This window comes from Comamonas kerstersii, from assembly GCF_002056725.1.
In the GTDB taxonomy this organism is placed as follows: Bacteria; Pseudomonadota; Gammaproteobacteria; order Burkholderiales; family Burkholderiaceae_C; genus Comamonas; species Comamonas kerstersii.
Window position 1 is genome coordinate 2,740,634 of sequence record NZ_CP020121.1, and the last position, 15,890, is coordinate 2,756,523.

The window sequence follows — 15,890 nt, forward strand, 5'->3', positions numbered from 1 at the left end:
CACAGCCATCTGTCAGCCGCAGGTAGCAGCGAACGATGCCGAGATTTCTCGTCGTTTTTTCCCGCCCATCAAGCAGCAACGGCCCTGATGAGGGCCGTGGCGATGATTTCAGCTCAGAGATGCATTCAGCCCTGAGTCGCTTTGCGTATCAGGTACGAATGCTCTGGATGAAATCGGGAGGTGTGGGTGAGCCGTCCGACCAGGTCAGGATGTCATAGCCGGTCTTGGTGACAGCCAGCATCAGTTCCCATTGGGCAGACAGGCTGCGGTCCTTGGTGATGATGGTCCAGCCGTCCTGGCCCAGTTCCTTGACCTCACGTTTGCCCAGATTGAGCATGGGTTCAATGGTGAAGACCATGCCTTCTTCGAGGACAACGCCAGTGCCGGGCTTGCCATAGTGCAGTACCTGGGGCTCTTCGTGGAACTTCTGTCCAATGCCGTGGCCGCAGTATTCGCGCACCACAGAAAGGTTGTGCTTTTCTGCGTAAGTCTGGATGGCGTGGCCAATATCGCCCAAGGTGGCTCCGGGCTTGACTTGCTGAATGCCCAGCCACATGGCTTCAAAGGTGAGCTTGGACAGGCGCTTGCCTGCAATGGTGCCTTCACCAATCATGAACATGCGGCTGTTGTCGCCATACCAGCCATCTTCGGTGATGACAGTCACGTCCACGTTCAGGATGTCTCCCTTCTTCAGGGGCTTGTCGTTGGGAATGCCGTGGCACACCACATGGTTGGGAGAGGTGCACAGATGACCGGGGTAGGGGGGGTAGCCGGGGGGCTGGTAGCCAATCGTCGCAGAGCGTGTGCCTTGCTTGGCCATGCATTCTGCGCCTAGGCGGTCGATTTCTGCAGTGGTGATGCCGGGCTTGATGAAGGGGGTGATGTAGTCCAGCACTTCCGAAGCCAAACGGCCTGCAATACGCATGCGTTCGATTTCTTCGGGGGTTTTGATGGTGATGCTCATGCCGTCAATTATTCCACTGCAGCGCTTCCATCGCTCACACAATGCACTTTTTGCCCCTAGCAGAGTCCTGAAGCCTGTGCTTCACTCATGTATCTATGTCGCTTGCTCATATTGCTTTCCATATAGGGAGTATTCGTCCCGGTAAAATAGACCTTCTCTCGATTCAGCATCCACACGCTGTTGCCTTGCCTGCAGGGTGTGGATGCTTTTCACCAGCCTTCACATAAACAGGCCGCCTCGTGACCTTGCATTTGACTCAGTTTGAGGGTGGAAACGCCCTGAGCTCGTTCCGCGCCCAGCAACTCCTGACCGATCTGGTCGCTATCCATCCGAAGATCACGGGCATTGACGCCCGCTTTGTACATCTTGTTGCCACCGAGGCCGCTGTGACTGCTGAACAATCTCAGCGTCTGGCGGCCTTGTTGACGTATGGTGATCCGTATGAAGGCAGTGGCGAAGGTGTGGCGCTGGTCGTCACCCCCCGAATGGGCACGATCTCGCCCTGGGCTTCCAAGGCCACAGACATTGCGCGCAACTGCGGCCTGGATGTGTTTCGCGTCGAGCGCATCACGGAATATCGCATCAGCCTCAAGTCTGGCCTGCTTGGCGGCACGCCTGAACTGAGCAGCGAGCAGCTGGGCCAGATCGCCGCACTGCTGCATGACCGCATGACCGAGTCGGTGTTTGCTACGCGTGCAGAAGCAGAAAAGTTGTTCACCACACTGGCCGCACAGCCCATGGAGTTTGTGGATGTGCTGGGCGGTGGTCGCGCTGCGCTGGAAGCTGCCAACAAGCAGTGGGGCCTGGCGCTGGCAGACGACGAGATCGAATACCTGGTCAATGCCTTCAACGGTCTGGGGCGCAACCCTTCGGACGTAGAGCTGATGATGTTCGCGCAGGCCAACTCCGAGCACTGCCGCCACAAGATCTTTAACGCCAACTTCATCATCGATGGCGTGGCGCAAGACAAGTCGCTGTTCGGCATGATCCGCAATACCGAAGCCGTCTCGCCCCAGCACACCATCGTGGCCTATGCGGACAACGCTTCCATCATGGAAGGCCATGAGGTTGAGCGCTTTGTAGCGAAATTTGATGCCAAGGCAGATGCAGCAAGCGCTCCTAGCTATCAAAAGCAGAAGGCTGTCAACCATGTGCTGATGAAGGTGGAAACGCACAACCACCCCACCGCGATTTCGCCTTTCCCCGGTGCATCCACCGGCGCAGGCGGTGAAATCCGCGACGAAGGCGCAACCGGCCGCGGATCCAAGCCCAAGGCAGGTCTGACGGGCTTTACGGTCTCCAAGCTGTGGGGCAGCGAAGTGGGCAAGCCCGAGCACATTGCCAGCCCGCTGCAAATCATGATTGAAGGCCCCCTGGGTGGCGCGGCGTTCAACAACGAGTTTGGCCGTCCTAACCTGACAGGCTACTTCCGCGAATACGAACAGCAAGTGGGTGACATCACCCGCGGCTACCACAAGCCCATCATGATCGCCGGTGGTCTGGGCGTGATCGATGCGGATCTGACCAAGAAGATCGAATTCCCCGCAGGAACGCTGCTGATTCAGCTGGGCGGACCCGGCATGCGTATTGGCATGGGTGGTGGTGCGGCCAGCTCTATGGCAACCGGCACCAATGCGGCTGAGCTGGACTTTGACTCCGTGCAGCGCGGCAACCCCGAAATCGAGCGCCGTGCGCAGGAAGTCATTAACCACTGCTGGGCCCAGGGCGACAAGAACCCCATTCTGGCCATCCATGACGTGGGTGCAGGCGGCTTGTCCAATGCTTTCCCTGAGTTGACCAACGATGCAGGTCGTGGCGCACGTTTTGACCTGCGCAAGGTCAAGCTGGAAGAGTCGGGCCTGGCACCCAAGGAAATCTGGTCCAACGAATCGCAAGAGCGCTATGTGCTGGCGATTGCTCCTGAATCTCTGGATGAGTTCACCGCTTTCTGTGAACGCGAGCGTTGCCCCTTCGCCGTGATAGGTGTGGCCACCGAAGAACGTGACCTGATTCTGGAAGACACCGCCGTTGAATCCGGCGACCAGAAGTTCCCCGTGAACATGCCCATGAACGTGCTGCTGGGCAAGCCACCAAAGATGACCAAGGACGTGGCGACGGTTCAGCGTGAACTGCCCGCTATGGACCTGACCGGCTTGCCCCTGGAAAAGGCCGTGATCGAAGTGCTGGCCCACCCCACGGTGGCGTCCAAGCGTTTCCTGATCACCATTGGCGACCGCGCCGTGGGTGGTTTGACACACCGTGACCAGATGGTTGGCCCCTGGCAGGTTCCCGTGGCTGACGTGGCTGTGACACTGGCTGATTACCAGGGCTTCAAGGGCGAAGCCATGGCCATGGGCGAGCGCACACCGCTGGCTGCCATCAACGCGCCTGCCTCGGGCCGCATGGCCGTGGCCGAAGCCATCACCAATATGCTGGCTGCGCCCATTGAGCTGTCCAAGGTCAAGATGTCGGCCAACTGGATGGCTGCCTGTGGTGAGCCCGGTGAAGACGCCGAGCTGTACGCCACGGTGAAGGCCGTGGGCATGGAGCTGTGCCCTGCGCTGAATATCTCCATTCCCGTAGGCAAGGACTCCCTGTCCATGCGCACACAATGGACCGAAAACGGCGAGGTGAAAAAGGTCACATCGCCTGTGAGCCTGATCATCACCGGCTTTGCCGCTATTGATGATGTGCGTGGCACGCTGACGCCGCAGCTGAATGCTGAAGTGGACGACTCCTCGCTGGTGCTGATTGATCTGGGTCGCGGCAAGATGCGTATGGGCGGCTCCATCATCGGTCAGGTGGTCAACCAGGCGGGCAATGAAACGCCAGATCTGGACGACCCCAAGGACTTGATCGCCCTGGTCGATGCCGTGAACCAGCTGCGCGCCCAAGGCAAGATCCTGGCCTACCACGACAAGGGCGACGGTGGCTTGCTGGCTACTGTGGCTGAGATGGCTTTTGCTGGCCACGTGGGCGTGGCGCTGAATGTGGACATGCTGATCACCGAAGGTGATGGCATTTCCGACAGTCGCATGGATTCTGGTGAAGGCAAGAACTGGGGTCAGCAGGTCGCAGGCCGCCGCGAAGAGCAGACCCTGCGTGCTTTGTTCAACGAAGAGCTGGGTGTGGTGCTGCAAATCCGTACCGAAGACCGCAGCGAAGTCATGCAGGTGCTGCGCGAGCACGGTCTGATCCAGTGCAGCCACATTATTGGCAAGACCCGTCCTGTATCGTCGCCCGTCGATGCTGGCAAGGGCGAACTGCAAGTCTGGCGCGATGCGCAAAAGGTGTTTGGCGCTTCGCTGTCTGACCTGCACCAGGTCTGGGACGCTGTGAGCTGGAAGATCTGCCAGCAACGTGACAACCCTGTCTGCGCTGACAGCGAGCATGCTGCTGCCGGTGAGCCAAGCGATCCCGGCATGCACGTGCATCTGACGTTTGATCCCAAGGAAGATGTGGCTGCGCCATTCCTGAACCTGCAGGCCAAGCCCCGCGTGGCTGTGCTGCGTGAGCAGGGTGTGAACTCGCACGTGGAAATGGCCTATGCCTTTACCGAAGCCGGTTTTGAAGCCGTGGACGTGCACATGACGGACTTGCAGTCGGGCCGTGCACAGCTCAAGGACTTTGCTGGTGTGGTGGCCTGCGGTGGTTTCAGCTACGGCGACACGCTGGGCGCTGGTATTGGCTGGGCACGCTCGATCACGTTCAATGATCGCCTGTCCGAGCAATTCCAGGCCTTCTTTGGCCGCGGCGACACCTTTGGTCTGGGCGTGTGCAATGGCTGCCAGATGTTTGCTGAACTGGCGGACATTATCCCCGGTGCGCAGGACTGGCCACGTTTTACGCAGAACCAGAGCAACCGCTTTGAGGCACGTCTGTCCATGGTGGAAGTGCTGGAGTCGCCTTCCATCTTCCTGCAGGGCATGGCGGGTTCCCGCCTGCCTATCGCTGTGGCGCACGGTGAGGGCTACGCCAACTTCAAGTTCCGTGGCAATGCCGACCAGGTGCTGCGCGCCATGCGCTATGTGGACAACCACGGCAATGCGACCGAGCAGTATCCGTTCAACCCCAATGGTTCCGAAGGTGGCCTGACGGCGGTGACGACTGCGGATGGCCGCTTCACCGCCATGATGCCGCACCCAGAGCGCGTGTTCCGCAACATCCAGATGAGCTGGACTTCGGGCGATAAGTCGGAATTCAGCCCCTGGATGCGTGTGTGGCGCAACGCCCGCAAGTGGCTGGGGTGATCCACTCACACAAGCCTTGATACTTCGTCGCGAAGCCTTGCCGTACTACTTGTACTGTCTGCTGCTTCGCTTCTCGTCTCAAACGCATATCTCCGATGTGCTGGCTTGTGAGAGCGTCTCCAGCAGTTGCACTACGTATCAAAAAGCCCCAAGGTTTTGGCCTTGGGGCTTTTTTGTGCTTGAGTTTTTGGTCTTTTAAGGCTTCAGGGCTTATGCAGCAAGCGCTGATAGCTACGGTTTTTACGATCAATGCGTGCGGACTTCGAAGTAGCAGCCTTCCTCGCCGCCCAGTCCTTGCATGCCCATTTCGGCGGCGGCGCGTGCGGCTTTCATCCAGCGCTGGTAGGCAGCCTTGGCTTCTTCGGTGATCTCTTCAGGTGGGGCATCTTCCAGGCGCTCCAGCAATCGAAGTGTTTCTATGACCTGTGCTTCACCGCCCAGCTGGCGCGCCAGCGTGCGTGCGTAGCGGGTTTCAGCGCGTTGGCGTTCCTGCTCGGGCAGGCCGGGGTAGTCGCACAGGGAAACGGTGAAAGCTGCGGAGGCTTCGGTCAATTCAGTTGCAAACATGAGGTATGTATAAATCAACAGTATTGTGTAAATATACAGTTAATTTTGCATGTCATGCAAGAGGCTGATGGCGGTGCTGCGTATCAGGGCTTTCCTGAGCTTCAGGCTTCGCGCTGGCGACAGGGGCTGTGCCGTGTGCACCGCACAATGGACTGGTATAGCAACACATTGAGCAGGAGACGCCATACATGACACGCACCGTGCAACAACTGTTTGACTTGAAAGGCAAAACGGCCCTGGTAACGGGAGGTTCCCGCGGCCTGGGATGGCAGATGGCGCAGGCGCTGGGAGAGGCCGGAGCGCGGCTGGTGCTGACTTCGCGCAAAGCCCATGACCTGGAAGCTGCTGCCCAGGAGCTGCAGGCGCAGGGCATTGACGCACAGTGGATTGCGGCGGACTGCGCCAATGAGGCCGACATTCAGCGTCTGGTGGCAGAGGCCACCGAAAAGCTGGGCCACATTGACATCCTGGTCAACAACGCGGGAGCCAGCTGGGGCGCGCCTGCGCAAGACCACCCAGTCTCCGCCTGGGACAAGGTGATGGACCTCAATGTCCGTGGTTACTTTTTGCTGAGTCAGGCGGTGGCCAAGGCGGGCATGCTCGAGCGCGGAGGGCGCATCATCAATCTGGCTTCGATTGCAGGGTTGGGCGGTAACCCCACTGAGATGAAAACCATTGCCTACAACACCTCCAAGGGTGCCGTGCTGAATTTCACGCGCGCGCTGGCGGCTGAGTGGGGGCCACATGGCATTACGGTCAACGCCATCTGCCCCGGTTTTTTCCGTACCAAGATGGCTGAGGTGCTGATTGACACCATGGGCGAAGACAAGATGGCAGGCCGCGCGCCGCTGCGCCGCCTGGGAGACAGCGAAGATCTCAAGGGCCTGACTGTGCTGCTGGCCAGCGATGCAGGCAAGCACATCACCGGGCAATGGATGGCGGTGGACGGTGGCGTGAGTGCCATTCTGGGCTAAGCGCAGTCAGGCCTGCGCGTATGGAATTGTCGCCATTACTCCAAAGTGACAGCTTTTCAGCGTGGCTTGGTGTTCTCGCCGCTATGCTTGCAGCCCATTGCAGCAAGCATGTATACGGAGACACGATATGTTGAGTTTTGGCGTACATCCCATCCCCTTTGTGGACCACCTGGGATTCACTTTGCACAAGATGGAAAACGGTGAGTCGGAGTTGCACTACACCGCCAGGCCTGAGCATCTGAACACTTTTGATGTGACACACGGCGGCGCCAGCATGACGCTGCTGGATGTGACCATGGCCGTGGCTGCACGCAGCCTGGAAAGTGATGACTTTGGCTGCGTGACCATCGAGATGAAGACCAGCTTCATGCAGGCAGCGCGCGGGCCTCTGGTCGCCAAGGGATGGGTGCTGCATCGCACCAAGACCATGGCCTATTGCGAGGGCAAGGTCTATGACAGCGAAGGCCGCCTGTGCACCCATGCCACGGGCACCTTCAAGTACATGCCGCGCACCGTCAAGCCCGGCCAAAAGGGTGGGGTGGCGCAGACCGTGATTGCCACAGACTGACAGGCAGGACAGCACAGGCTGTTCTGCTTTATGAGTGAAATTGGCCTCTAGCGCTTATGTAGCAAGCGTTTATAGCTATAAATAAAGGAGATATACATGCCGCGCAATCAACAGATTCTGCTGGACAACCGTCCTGAGGGCGAAGCTGCTGTCAGCAACTTCAAGCTGGTGGAAACGGAAACTCCTGCCTTGCAGGAAGGCCAGGTGCTGGTGCGCCACCATTACCTGAGCCTGGACCCCTATATGCGTGGCCGCATGAATGACAGCAAGAGCTATGCCGCGCCCCAGCCGCTGGGCGAAGTCATGCTCGGTGGCACGGTGGGTGAGGTGGTGGAAAGCCGCCATGCCAAGTTCCAGCCAGGGGACAAGGTCGTCGGTATGGGCGGCTGGCAGCTGTACAGCGTGGTGGATGGCAACGCCCCTGGCATGCTGCGCAAGGTGGATACCACGCACGTGCCACTGTCTTACTACCTGGGAGCCGTTGGCATGCCCGGCGTGACGGCGTGGTATGGGCTGGTCAAGATCATCAACCCCAAGCCCGGAGAAACGGTGGTGGTCAGTGCAGCGACAGGCGCGGTGGGCAGTGCCTTTGGTGCACTGGCCAAGGCACGCGGCTGCCGTGTTGTGGGTATTGCAGGTGGCCCGGAAAAATGCGCCTATGCGGTCAATGAACTGGGTTTTGATGCCTGTATTGACTACCGTTCCCACAGCGACCTCAAAGCCATGTCGCAGGCACTCAAGCAGGCCTGCCCGAATGGGATTGATGGCTACTTCGAGAATGTGGGGGGCTATCTGCTGGACGCGGTGCTGCTGCGTGCCAATGCGTTTGCGCGGGTGGCGCTGTGCGGCATGATCGCAGGCTATGACGGCGCGCCACTGCCTCTGCAGAACCCCGCCCTCATCCTCATCAACCGCGTGAAGATCGAAGGCTTTATCGTCAGCGAGCACATGGAGGTCTGGCCCCAGGCCCTGCAGGAGCTGGCAACCCTGGTCGCACAGGGGCAGTTGCGTCCCCGCGAGAGCATCGCGCAGGGGCTGGAAAACGCCCCCGAGGCATTTCTGGGCATGCTCAAGGGCAAGAACTTTGGCAAGCAGCTGGTTCAGCTGATCTAGACCTGTTCACGCTTTCAATGCAGCAAGGCTTGAAGCAGTCTTGCTGTGGTCGTATTCCAGTACATAACGATAGTGAGACACCGATGTTGAATGGCTTGTCAGGTAAAACCGCTGTGCTGACCGGTGCAGGTTCTGGCTTTGGTCTGGAGTGCATGCGCATTGCGGCTAGCGCAGGCATGCAGCTGGTATTGGTGGATGTAGAGGCGCAAGCCTTGGCCAGTGCGGAGGCCGAGGCGCGCGCGCTGGGGGCCCCCGAGGTCATGGCGTGTCAGGTTGATGTGAGCGATGCCGCCGCCATGCAGGCGCTGGCCAGCCAGGTGCAAAGCACGTTGGGTGCACCGCATTTCGTCTTTAACAATGCGGGTGTGGGGGGCGCAGGCGGTTTGCTGTGGGAGCAGTCTGTGCGTGACTGGGAATGGGTGCTGGGAGTGAACCTGTGGGGCGTGATTCACGGGGTCCGCCTGTTTATGCCCATGATGCTGGAGGCTGCGCGCAAGGACCCGGATTGGCAGGGGCATATGGTGAACACCGCCAGCATGGCGGGGCTGGTGTCGCCGCCCAATATGGGGGTCTATAACGTCAGCAAGCATGCGGTGGTGAGCTTGACCGAAACCCTGTATCAGGATTTGCGGCTGGTCACTGACCAAGTGCACTGCAGTGTGCTGTGTCCTTATTTCGTGCCTACGGGCATAGCCAACAGCGAGCGCAACCGGCCTGATGCACCCGATGCAGCCACGCTGACGCCCAGTCAGCAGCTGGCGCGCAGCATGATGCAAAAGGCGGTCAGCTCGGGCAAGGTCTCAGCCAAGGACATTGCCAGCAAGGTGTTTGCCGCCATGGCTGATAACCAGTTCTATATCTTTAGCCACCCCCATGCCCTGGACGGCGTGCAAATGCGCATGGAAGATCTCCTGGAGCTGCGCAATCCTACCGATGCCTTTGCCAGCCGCCCGGAGCTGGGTGAGCAGATGCGCCAGATGCTGCGTCAGGCGGTTTGAGACTGACAGAACTGCCCGGCAGGGCTGGGTATGTAAATTGCTTACCAGTGGGAACTTTTCTGGTGCACAGCCCATCCTTTAGGCAGTTTTTTTCTCGCGTTGCAGCTTTCTTTGACGAGCGTTTTCTGCGAAAGCATGGCAAGAATTACGGCTTGCTTGAATGGCTTTACAGAAACGCAACATTACGGCGTGAGAATGTGTCAGTTTTGCCATCCAATAACAAGTTCTCATGACCTCAGCACATGCCAGCCCTCCTGCCAGAAACCGCTTGCCCAGCAGCTTTGTTGTTCCGCATCAGCAGCGTTTAAAAACCGGAGGTATGGCCGCAGTCATGCTGGCCGTAGCTATGCTCACGGGCTGTGCCCAAGAATCTGATGCCCCAGCAGCAGGGCAGATACAGGCTGCTGCACCAGAAGTAGGCGTGGTCATACTGCAAAAGCAAAGCCAGCAGCTCGATACCACCTTGCCTGGTCGTACCGCAGCCTTTCTGAGTGCGGAAGTGCGGCCCCAGGTCAGCGGGATTGTGCAAAAGCGTCTGTTCACCGAAGGTGCCATGGTCAAGCAGGGGCAGCCCCTGTACCAGCTCGATGCTGCCAGCCTGAAGGCTGCCGAAACCAGCGCGGAAGCAGCGCTGGCCAAGGCGCAAGCCAATTTGCAGACGGCAGAAGCCACGGCACGCCGCAATGCAGAGCTGGTCAAGATCAAGGCCATCAGTGAGCAGGCGTTTGAGCAGAGCGAAGCAGCAGCCAAACAGGCTCGAGCAGATGTGGCCGTGGCCAAAGCCGCGCTGGACAATGCACGTATCAATCTGCGCTACAGCCGCATTGAAGCACCCATTTCCGGGCGCATCAGCATCTCCAACGTGACCCCCGGTGCGCTGGTGACTGCCAACCAGACCACACCGTTGACGGAAATCGTGCAGATGGACCCCATGTATGTGGACTTCACCCAGTCCACGGCCGATTTGCTGCAGTTGCGCAATGACTGGGCGTCAGGGCGCTACCAGAAGGTCGATGGGGATCAGATACCCGTCCGTATCCAGCTCGAAGACGGCAGTACTTATGACCATGAGGGCAAGCTTGCCTTTTCGGGGCAGATTGTCAATGCCACCATGGGCACCGTGACCTTGCGTGCTGTGGTGCCCAACCCTGATGGGGTGCTCCTGCCCGGCATGTTTGTGCAGGCCCAGCTGCCTACGGGACTGGCTCCTGAAGCCATTCTGGTGCCGCAGCGTTCGGTGACGCGCGATTTGACGGGCCGTGCCCATGTCATGGTTGTCAATGCGGATGGCAATGTTGAGCGCCGCGCCGTGGAGCTGGGGCGCGCCATTGGTACGAACTGGCTGCTGGACAAGGGCTTGCAGGCGGGTGAGCGTGTGATTGTGGACGGGTTCCAGCGCATCAAACCTGGTGATACGGTCAAGGTGGTAGAAGTGGATCCGAATGCCAAGTCCGGTGCCAAGCCGGTAGATCCGCAAGCCGCGGCTGCTGCCCTGCGTGCCGCAGCGCAGCCCAAGTAAGCACGACACAAAGGGCTGCAGTTTATGGCACAGTTTTTTATCAATCGCCCCATTTTTGCCTGGGTGATCGCCATCGTCATCATGCTGGCGGGGACGCTTTCCATCTTTACCTTGCCGCTGGAGCAATACCCGGATATTGCCCCGCCACGCGTGACCATCACGGCGCAGTACACGGGGGCCTCGGCTGAGACGGTGGAGAACTCCGTCACCCAGATCATTGAGCAGCAACTCAAGGGCATCGACAACATGCTCTATATGAGCTCTACGTCGGATGCTTCTGGCCGCTCGCGCACCACACTGACCTTTGCGCCAGGCACGGACATTGACGTGGCCCAGGTGCAGGTGCAGAACAAGCTGCAGGCGGCCATGAACCGGCTGCCAGATGCGGTCAAGAGCCGTGGTGTATTCGTCAACAAGGGCGGCCAGGACTTTCTGGTCACCTACAGCTTCTATTCCACTGACCCTGCGATGACGCAGGTGGATATTGGTGACTATCTGAACTCCAATATCGTGGACATCATTGGCCGCATTGATGGCGTGGGTGATGTGAATGTGTTTGGCACCAGTTACGCCATGCGTATCTGGATGGATCCGGCACTGATGCAAAAGTACGGGCTGATGCCTGCGGACCTGATCTCGGCGCTCAATGCCCAGAATGCACAGGTTTCTGCCGGCCAGCTGGGTGCACTGCCTGCTGTCGAGGGGCAACAGCTCAATGCCACCATTACCGCACGTACCAAGCTGCAGACGGTGGAGCAGTTTGAAGATGTGGTGCTCAAGGCTTCACCCGATGGCTCGGTGGTGACCATCAAGGACGTGGCGCGTGTGGAGCTGGGCCCGGACAACCTGACCGTCAAAGCCAAGCTCAATGGCATGGCAGGTGCAGGCCTGGGTATTGTGCTGGCTGACGGTGCTAACGCCATGGATGTGGCCGATGCGGTATCTGCCAAACTGGCCGAGCTCAAGCCGTTCTTTCCCAATGAGATTGATTACTTTGTGAGTTCGGACTCCACGCCCTTTGTGCGTGCATCGATTCAGGAGGTGGTCAAGGCGCTGGTGGAAGCCATGGTGCTGGTGGTGATCGTGATGTTCATCTTCCTGCAGAACTTCCGTGCCACGCTGATTCCTGCGATTGCCGTGCCTGTGGTGCTGCTGGGCACCTTCGGCGTGCTGGCTGCTGCGGGCTATTCCATCAACACGCTGACCATGTTTGCCATGGTGCTGGCCATTGGCCTGCTGGTGGATGACGCCATTGTGGTGGTGGAAAACGTTGAGCGGGTGATGCACGAAACCGGCTTGTCACCCAAGGAAGCAACACGCCAGTCCATGCGGGAGATCACCTCAGCGCTGATTGGTATCGGTGTGACACTGTCTGCCGTATTCGTGCCCATGGCCTTTTTCGGCGGCTCCACCGGTGTGATTTACCGTCAGTTCTCCATCACCATCGTGGCTGCCATGGCTTTCTCAGTGTTTGTAGCGCTGACGCTCACGCCTGCACTGTGCGCCACCATTCTCAAAGCACCTTCCAATCATGGTGGTGAGAAGATGGTGCGCCGTGGTCTGCTGGGCATCAATGACAGGTTCTTCCGCTGGTTCAACCACCACTTTGATGCGACCGCCGTGCGCTACCAGAACGCTGTGGCCTGGTCGCTGCGCCGAGCCAAGCGCATGATGCTGATTTTTCTGGTGATTCTGGCGGCCGTGTGGCTGTTGATGAGTCGATTGCCCACGTCCTTCCTGCCCGATGAAGACCAAGGCTTTGTGTATGTGAACGTGAATCTGCCTGCTGGCGCAGCCGATGCCCGTTTGCAGGAAGTGCTGGATCAGGTGCGTGAATACTTTGCTGCGCAGCCTGATGTGGTGAGCTTTAACCAGGTTTCTGGTCTGAGCGGTGACCAGAGCTCGGCACGCGGCTTTGTACGCCTGAAGCCCTGGGATCAGCGTCCCCTGGAGTCGCAGGGCGCAGGTGCTTTTGCACACCGTGCCACACAGGAGCTGTCTGCCCAGATTCGTGACGCACGCATTTTTGTGATGCTGCCGCCTGCCGTGCGCGGTCTGGGCTCCAACGCTGGTTTTAACTTCATGCTCAAGGACTTGAATGGCCTGGGTCATGATGCTTTGCTGGCAGCCAAAGACCAGTTCCTCGCCGAAGCGCGCAAGCATCCGGAGCTGGCCAGTGTGCGCACCACCAATCTGGACGACGCCACAGAGCTGCGCCTGGATATTGATGACCGTAAGGCCGCAGCGCTGAACCTGTCATACAGCGACATCAACAGCGTGCTCTCCAGCGCCATGGGTGGTACCTATGTGAACGACTTCCTGAACAACGGCCGCGTCAAGCGGGTCTACATTCAGGGTGATGCGCCACACCGCATGCTGCCGCAAGATATTGCGAAATGGACGGTGCGCAACAAGAACGGCGAGATGGTGCCTTTCAGCGCTTTCTCGACCACGTACTGGGCCTATGGCTCTCCGCAGCTGCTGCGCTACAACGGCTCTCCAGCCTTTGAAATCGTGGGCAATGCAGCGCCGGGGGTGAGCTCAGGTGTGGCCATGCAGATCGTGGAAGACATTCTTAAGGACATGCCTCCTGGCATTGGCTATGAGTGGACGGGTGCTTCGCTGCAGGAGCGTCAGTCGGGTGCACAGGCTCCGCTGCTGTATGCCATCTCGATTCTGTTTGTATTCCTGTGCCTTGCCGCACTGTACGAAAGCTGGACCGTGCCGCTGTCCGTCATGCTGGCCGTGCCGCTGGGTGTCGTCGGGGCGCTGCTGGCGACCTACACGCGTGGCTTGACCAACGATGTGTACTTCCAGGTGGGCTTGCTGACCACGGTGGGCCTGGCGTCCAAGAACGCCATCCTGATCGTGGAGTTTGCCGTGCAGCTGCAGGAGCAAGGCAAAAACCTGTTTGATGCGACGGTGGAAGCCGTGCGCATGCGTCTGCGTCCTATCCTGATGACTTCGCTGGCTTTTGGCTTCGGTGTGATTCCGCTGGCACTGGGTACGGGTGCTGGAGCGGGTGGCCGCAATTCCATCGGCACCGCAGTGCTGGGTGGTACGGTGGCTTCTACCGTGCTGGGCCTGTTCATGGTGCCCGTGTTCTTCCTGCTGATTCGCAGCTGGTTCAAGAGCCGTTCGCGCAACGATGACACTCCCGCCAACACACAGGAAAAAGCCGCATGATGAAGACAATGACACTGCGGCCCGTGGTGGCCGCTGCCTTGGCAGCTGTATGGCTGTCTGCCTGTAACCTTGCACCCAAGTATGAGCAGCCTGCACTGGCTGTGCCAGACAGCATCGCTGCCGGTGCTGCTCGCAGCATAGAGGCCAGCGAAAGTGCGCTTGACACCGCCAAGGCGCTGAACTGGGTGGCTAACCCACAGCTGCGACAGGTGGTGGCGCTGGCATTGAGTCATAACCGCGACCTGCGCGTGGCCGTGGCCAATATGGAGAAGGCGCGTGCCCAGTACGGCATTACGCGTGCGGATCTGCTGCCCAGCGTTACCGCACAGGCGCAAGGTACGCGCAGCCGCAACAGTGCGGACTTGAGCAACGGTCAATCCACGGTGAGCGAGCAGTTCACCGCACAGCTGGGCTTTGCCAGCTATGAGATTGATTTCTGGGGCCGTATTCGCAACCTGAGTGAAGCAGGTCTGCAGGCCTTTTTGCAGTCTGAGGCCAACCAGCGCAATGTACAGATTGGGCTGATTGCCGAGGTGAGCAATGCCTGGCTGAATCTGGCGGCTGATCTGGCACGTCTGGCGCTGGCCAAAAGCACACTGGAGAGCCGCGAAAAAGCCTATGAACTGACCAGGCGGATGTATGAGCTGGGCGCCACTTCCGGGCTGGTGCTGGCGCAAAATTTGTCGACTGTCGAGACTGCACGCGGCGATGTGGCGGCCTATACCTCTCAGGTGCAGCGCAGCCGCAATGCGCTGGAGTTGCTGGTCGGCGGCAGTGTGCCTGCCGAGCTGCTGCCTGAAGCTCAGACGCTGATGGTGGATACGTCCAGCAATCTGGGCCTGCTGCCTGTGCCGGAAAATCTGCCATCCAGCGTGCTGCTGCAGCGCCCGGATGTACAAGCTGCAGAGCACAACCTGCGTGCCATGAATGCCAATATCGGCGCGGCGCGGGCAGCGCTGTTCCCCAGCATCTCTCTGACAGGCAGTGTGGGCTCTGGCAGCCGTGAACTGGATCAACTCTTTGGCAGTGGCACTGGCACCTGGAGCTTTATGCCGCAGATCAAGCTGCCTATCTTTGATGGTGGTCGCCTGCGCGCAGGGGTAGAAGTTGCCAAGGCCAATGAGCGCATTGCGCTGGCGCAGTACGAAAAAGCCGTGCAAACCGCTTTCAAGGAAGTGGCCGATGCACTGGCTGACCGCGCACAGTGGGGCGCCCGCCTGGGGGCCCAGTACGGCATGGTGCAAGCCACACAAAAAGCGTTTGAGCTGTCGGAAGCACGCTTTCAGGCAGGTGTGGATGACTACCTGACCGTGCTTGACGCCCAGCGCAGCCTGTATGCGGCCCAGCAAAACTTGATTGCGCTGCGACTGGCAGAGCAGATCAACCGTGTCACGCTCTGGAAGACGCTGGGCGGGCAGGAGACGGTTGCTGTCGTTTCCAACAGCAATTCATAACACAACCGTGTACAGCGGACAGCCCATCGGAGATGGGCGTTTGAGCCAAGACTTGGCAACGAAGCATCAAGCACGTTGTAGCCGGTTGCAAACAAAAAGGCCGATCTGCAGGGGGTATGGCAGATCGGCCTTTTTGCATAAAGCTTGCGATGGCTGGGGTCACATGGCTGCGGGCTGACGGTAATCGGCCGTGGCGATGAAATGGCTTTCAACAACTCCGGTAGGCGCTGCTTCCATGGCTGTAAGTGTGCATGTTGCGCCGCAAAAAATGCTGCTGCTGCGCTATGAAACTTGAAG

Annotated in this window: 10 protein-coding genes; 8 read left to right on the forward strand and 2 right to left on the reverse strand. The window is 59.2% G+C overall.

Annotated features, from left to right (window positions below; genetic code table 11):
• Positions 1-148: 148 nt before the first annotated feature.
• On the reverse strand, positions 149-964 hold the full coding sequence (map, locus tag B5M06_RS12935) for a type I methionyl aminopeptidase (RefSeq protein ID WP_054066309.1): 816 nt from the start codon (positions 962-964) through the stop codon (positions 149-151).
• A gap of 239 nt (positions 965-1,203) precedes the next feature.
• On the opposite strand from map, the gene purL reads away from it, so the two are divergent.
• A complete protein-coding gene (purL, locus tag B5M06_RS12940) occupies positions 1,204-5,214 on the forward strand; it encodes a phosphoribosylformylglycinamidine synthase (RefSeq protein WP_054066310.1) in 4,011 nt (1,336 codons plus the stop codon).
• 246 nt (positions 5,215-5,460) lie between these two features.
• Here the strand turns inward: purL and B5M06_RS12945 are convergent, their stop codons facing one another.
• The gene (locus B5M06_RS12945; RefSeq protein WP_054066311.1) at positions 5,461-5,781 is read right to left on the reverse strand and encodes a hypothetical protein; all 321 of its coding nucleotides are present in this window, start codon (positions 5,779-5,781) and stop codon (positions 5,461-5,463) included.
• A gap of 188 nt (positions 5,782-5,969) precedes the next feature.
• Between B5M06_RS12945 and B5M06_RS12950 the strand changes: the two genes are divergently transcribed.
• The 7 genes from B5M06_RS12950 to B5M06_RS12980 all read left to right on the forward strand — a co-directional run bounded on the left by B5M06_RS12950 (position 5,970) and on the right by B5M06_RS12980 (position 15,593).
• The gene (locus B5M06_RS12950; RefSeq protein ID WP_054066312.1) at positions 5,970-6,755 is read left to right on the forward strand and encodes an SDR family oxidoreductase; all 786 of its coding nucleotides are present in this window, start codon (positions 5,970-5,972) and stop codon (positions 6,753-6,755) included.
• A gap of 127 nt (positions 6,756-6,882) precedes the next feature.
• A complete protein-coding gene (locus B5M06_RS12955) occupies positions 6,883-7,323 on the forward strand; it encodes a PaaI family thioesterase (protein WP_054066313.1) in 441 nt (146 codons plus the stop codon).
• A gap of 96 nt (positions 7,324-7,419) precedes the next feature.
• Complete coding sequence (locus B5M06_RS12960; protein WP_054066314.1) at positions 7,420-8,436, forward strand: NADP-dependent oxidoreductase; 1,017 nt, start codon at positions 7,420-7,422, stop codon at positions 8,434-8,436.
• A gap of 83 nt (positions 8,437-8,519) precedes the next feature.
• Positions 8,520-9,434 carry an SDR family oxidoreductase gene (locus tag B5M06_RS12965; protein WP_054066315.1) on the forward strand — a complete coding sequence of 305 codons (915 nt, stop codon included), beginning with the start codon at positions 8,520-8,522 and terminating at the stop codon, positions 9,432-9,434.
• Positions 9,435-9,663: 229 nt separating this feature from the next.
• The gene (locus B5M06_RS12970) at positions 9,664-10,953 is read left to right on the forward strand and encodes an efflux RND transporter periplasmic adaptor subunit (protein ID WP_114070914.1); all 1,290 of its coding nucleotides are present in this window, start codon (positions 9,664-9,666) and stop codon (positions 10,951-10,953) included.
• Positions 10,954-10,977: 24 nt separating this feature from the next.
• The gene (locus B5M06_RS12975; protein WP_058880585.1) at positions 10,978-14,139 is read left to right on the forward strand and encodes an efflux RND transporter permease subunit; all 3,162 of its coding nucleotides are present in this window, start codon (positions 10,978-10,980) and stop codon (positions 14,137-14,139) included.
• Positions 14,136-15,593 carry an efflux transporter outer membrane subunit gene (locus B5M06_RS12980; RefSeq protein WP_054066319.1) on the forward strand — a complete coding sequence of 486 codons (1,458 nt, stop codon included), beginning with the start codon at positions 14,136-14,138 and terminating at the stop codon, positions 15,591-15,593. The genes B5M06_RS12975 and B5M06_RS12980 overlap by 4 nt, the downstream gene beginning before the upstream one ends.
• Positions 15,594-15,890 lie beyond the last annotated feature (297 nt).

Coding starts and splice junctions, on each gene's coding strand:
- map (WP_054066309.1), bottom strand. CDS start 964: ATGAGCATCACCATCAAAACCCCCGAAGAAATCGAACGCATGCGTATT.
- B5M06_RS12945 (WP_054066311.1), bottom strand. CDS start 5,781: ATGTTTGCAACTGAATTGACCGAAGCCTCCGCAGCTTTCACCGTTTCC.
- B5M06_RS12950 (WP_054066312.1), top strand. CDS start 5,970: ATGACACGCACCGTGCAACAACTGTTTGACTTGAAAGGCAAAACGGCC.
- B5M06_RS12955 (WP_054066313.1), top strand. CDS start 6,883: ATGTTGAGTTTTGGCGTACATCCCATCCCCTTTGTGGACCACCTGGGA.
- B5M06_RS12960 (WP_054066314.1), top strand. CDS start 7,420: ATGCCGCGCAATCAACAGATTCTGCTGGACAACCGTCCTGAGGGCGAA.
- B5M06_RS12965 (WP_054066315.1), top strand. CDS start 8,520: ATGTTGAATGGCTTGTCAGGTAAAACCGCTGTGCTGACCGGTGCAGGT.
- B5M06_RS12970 (WP_114070914.1), top strand. CDS start 9,664: ATGACCTCAGCACATGCCAGCCCTCCTGCCAGAAACCGCTTGCCCAGC.
- B5M06_RS12975 (WP_058880585.1), top strand. CDS start 10,978: ATGGCACAGTTTTTTATCAATCGCCCCATTTTTGCCTGGGTGATCGCC.
- B5M06_RS12980 (WP_054066319.1), top strand. CDS start 14,136: ATGATGAAGACAATGACACTGCGGCCCGTGGTGGCCGCTGCCTTGGCA.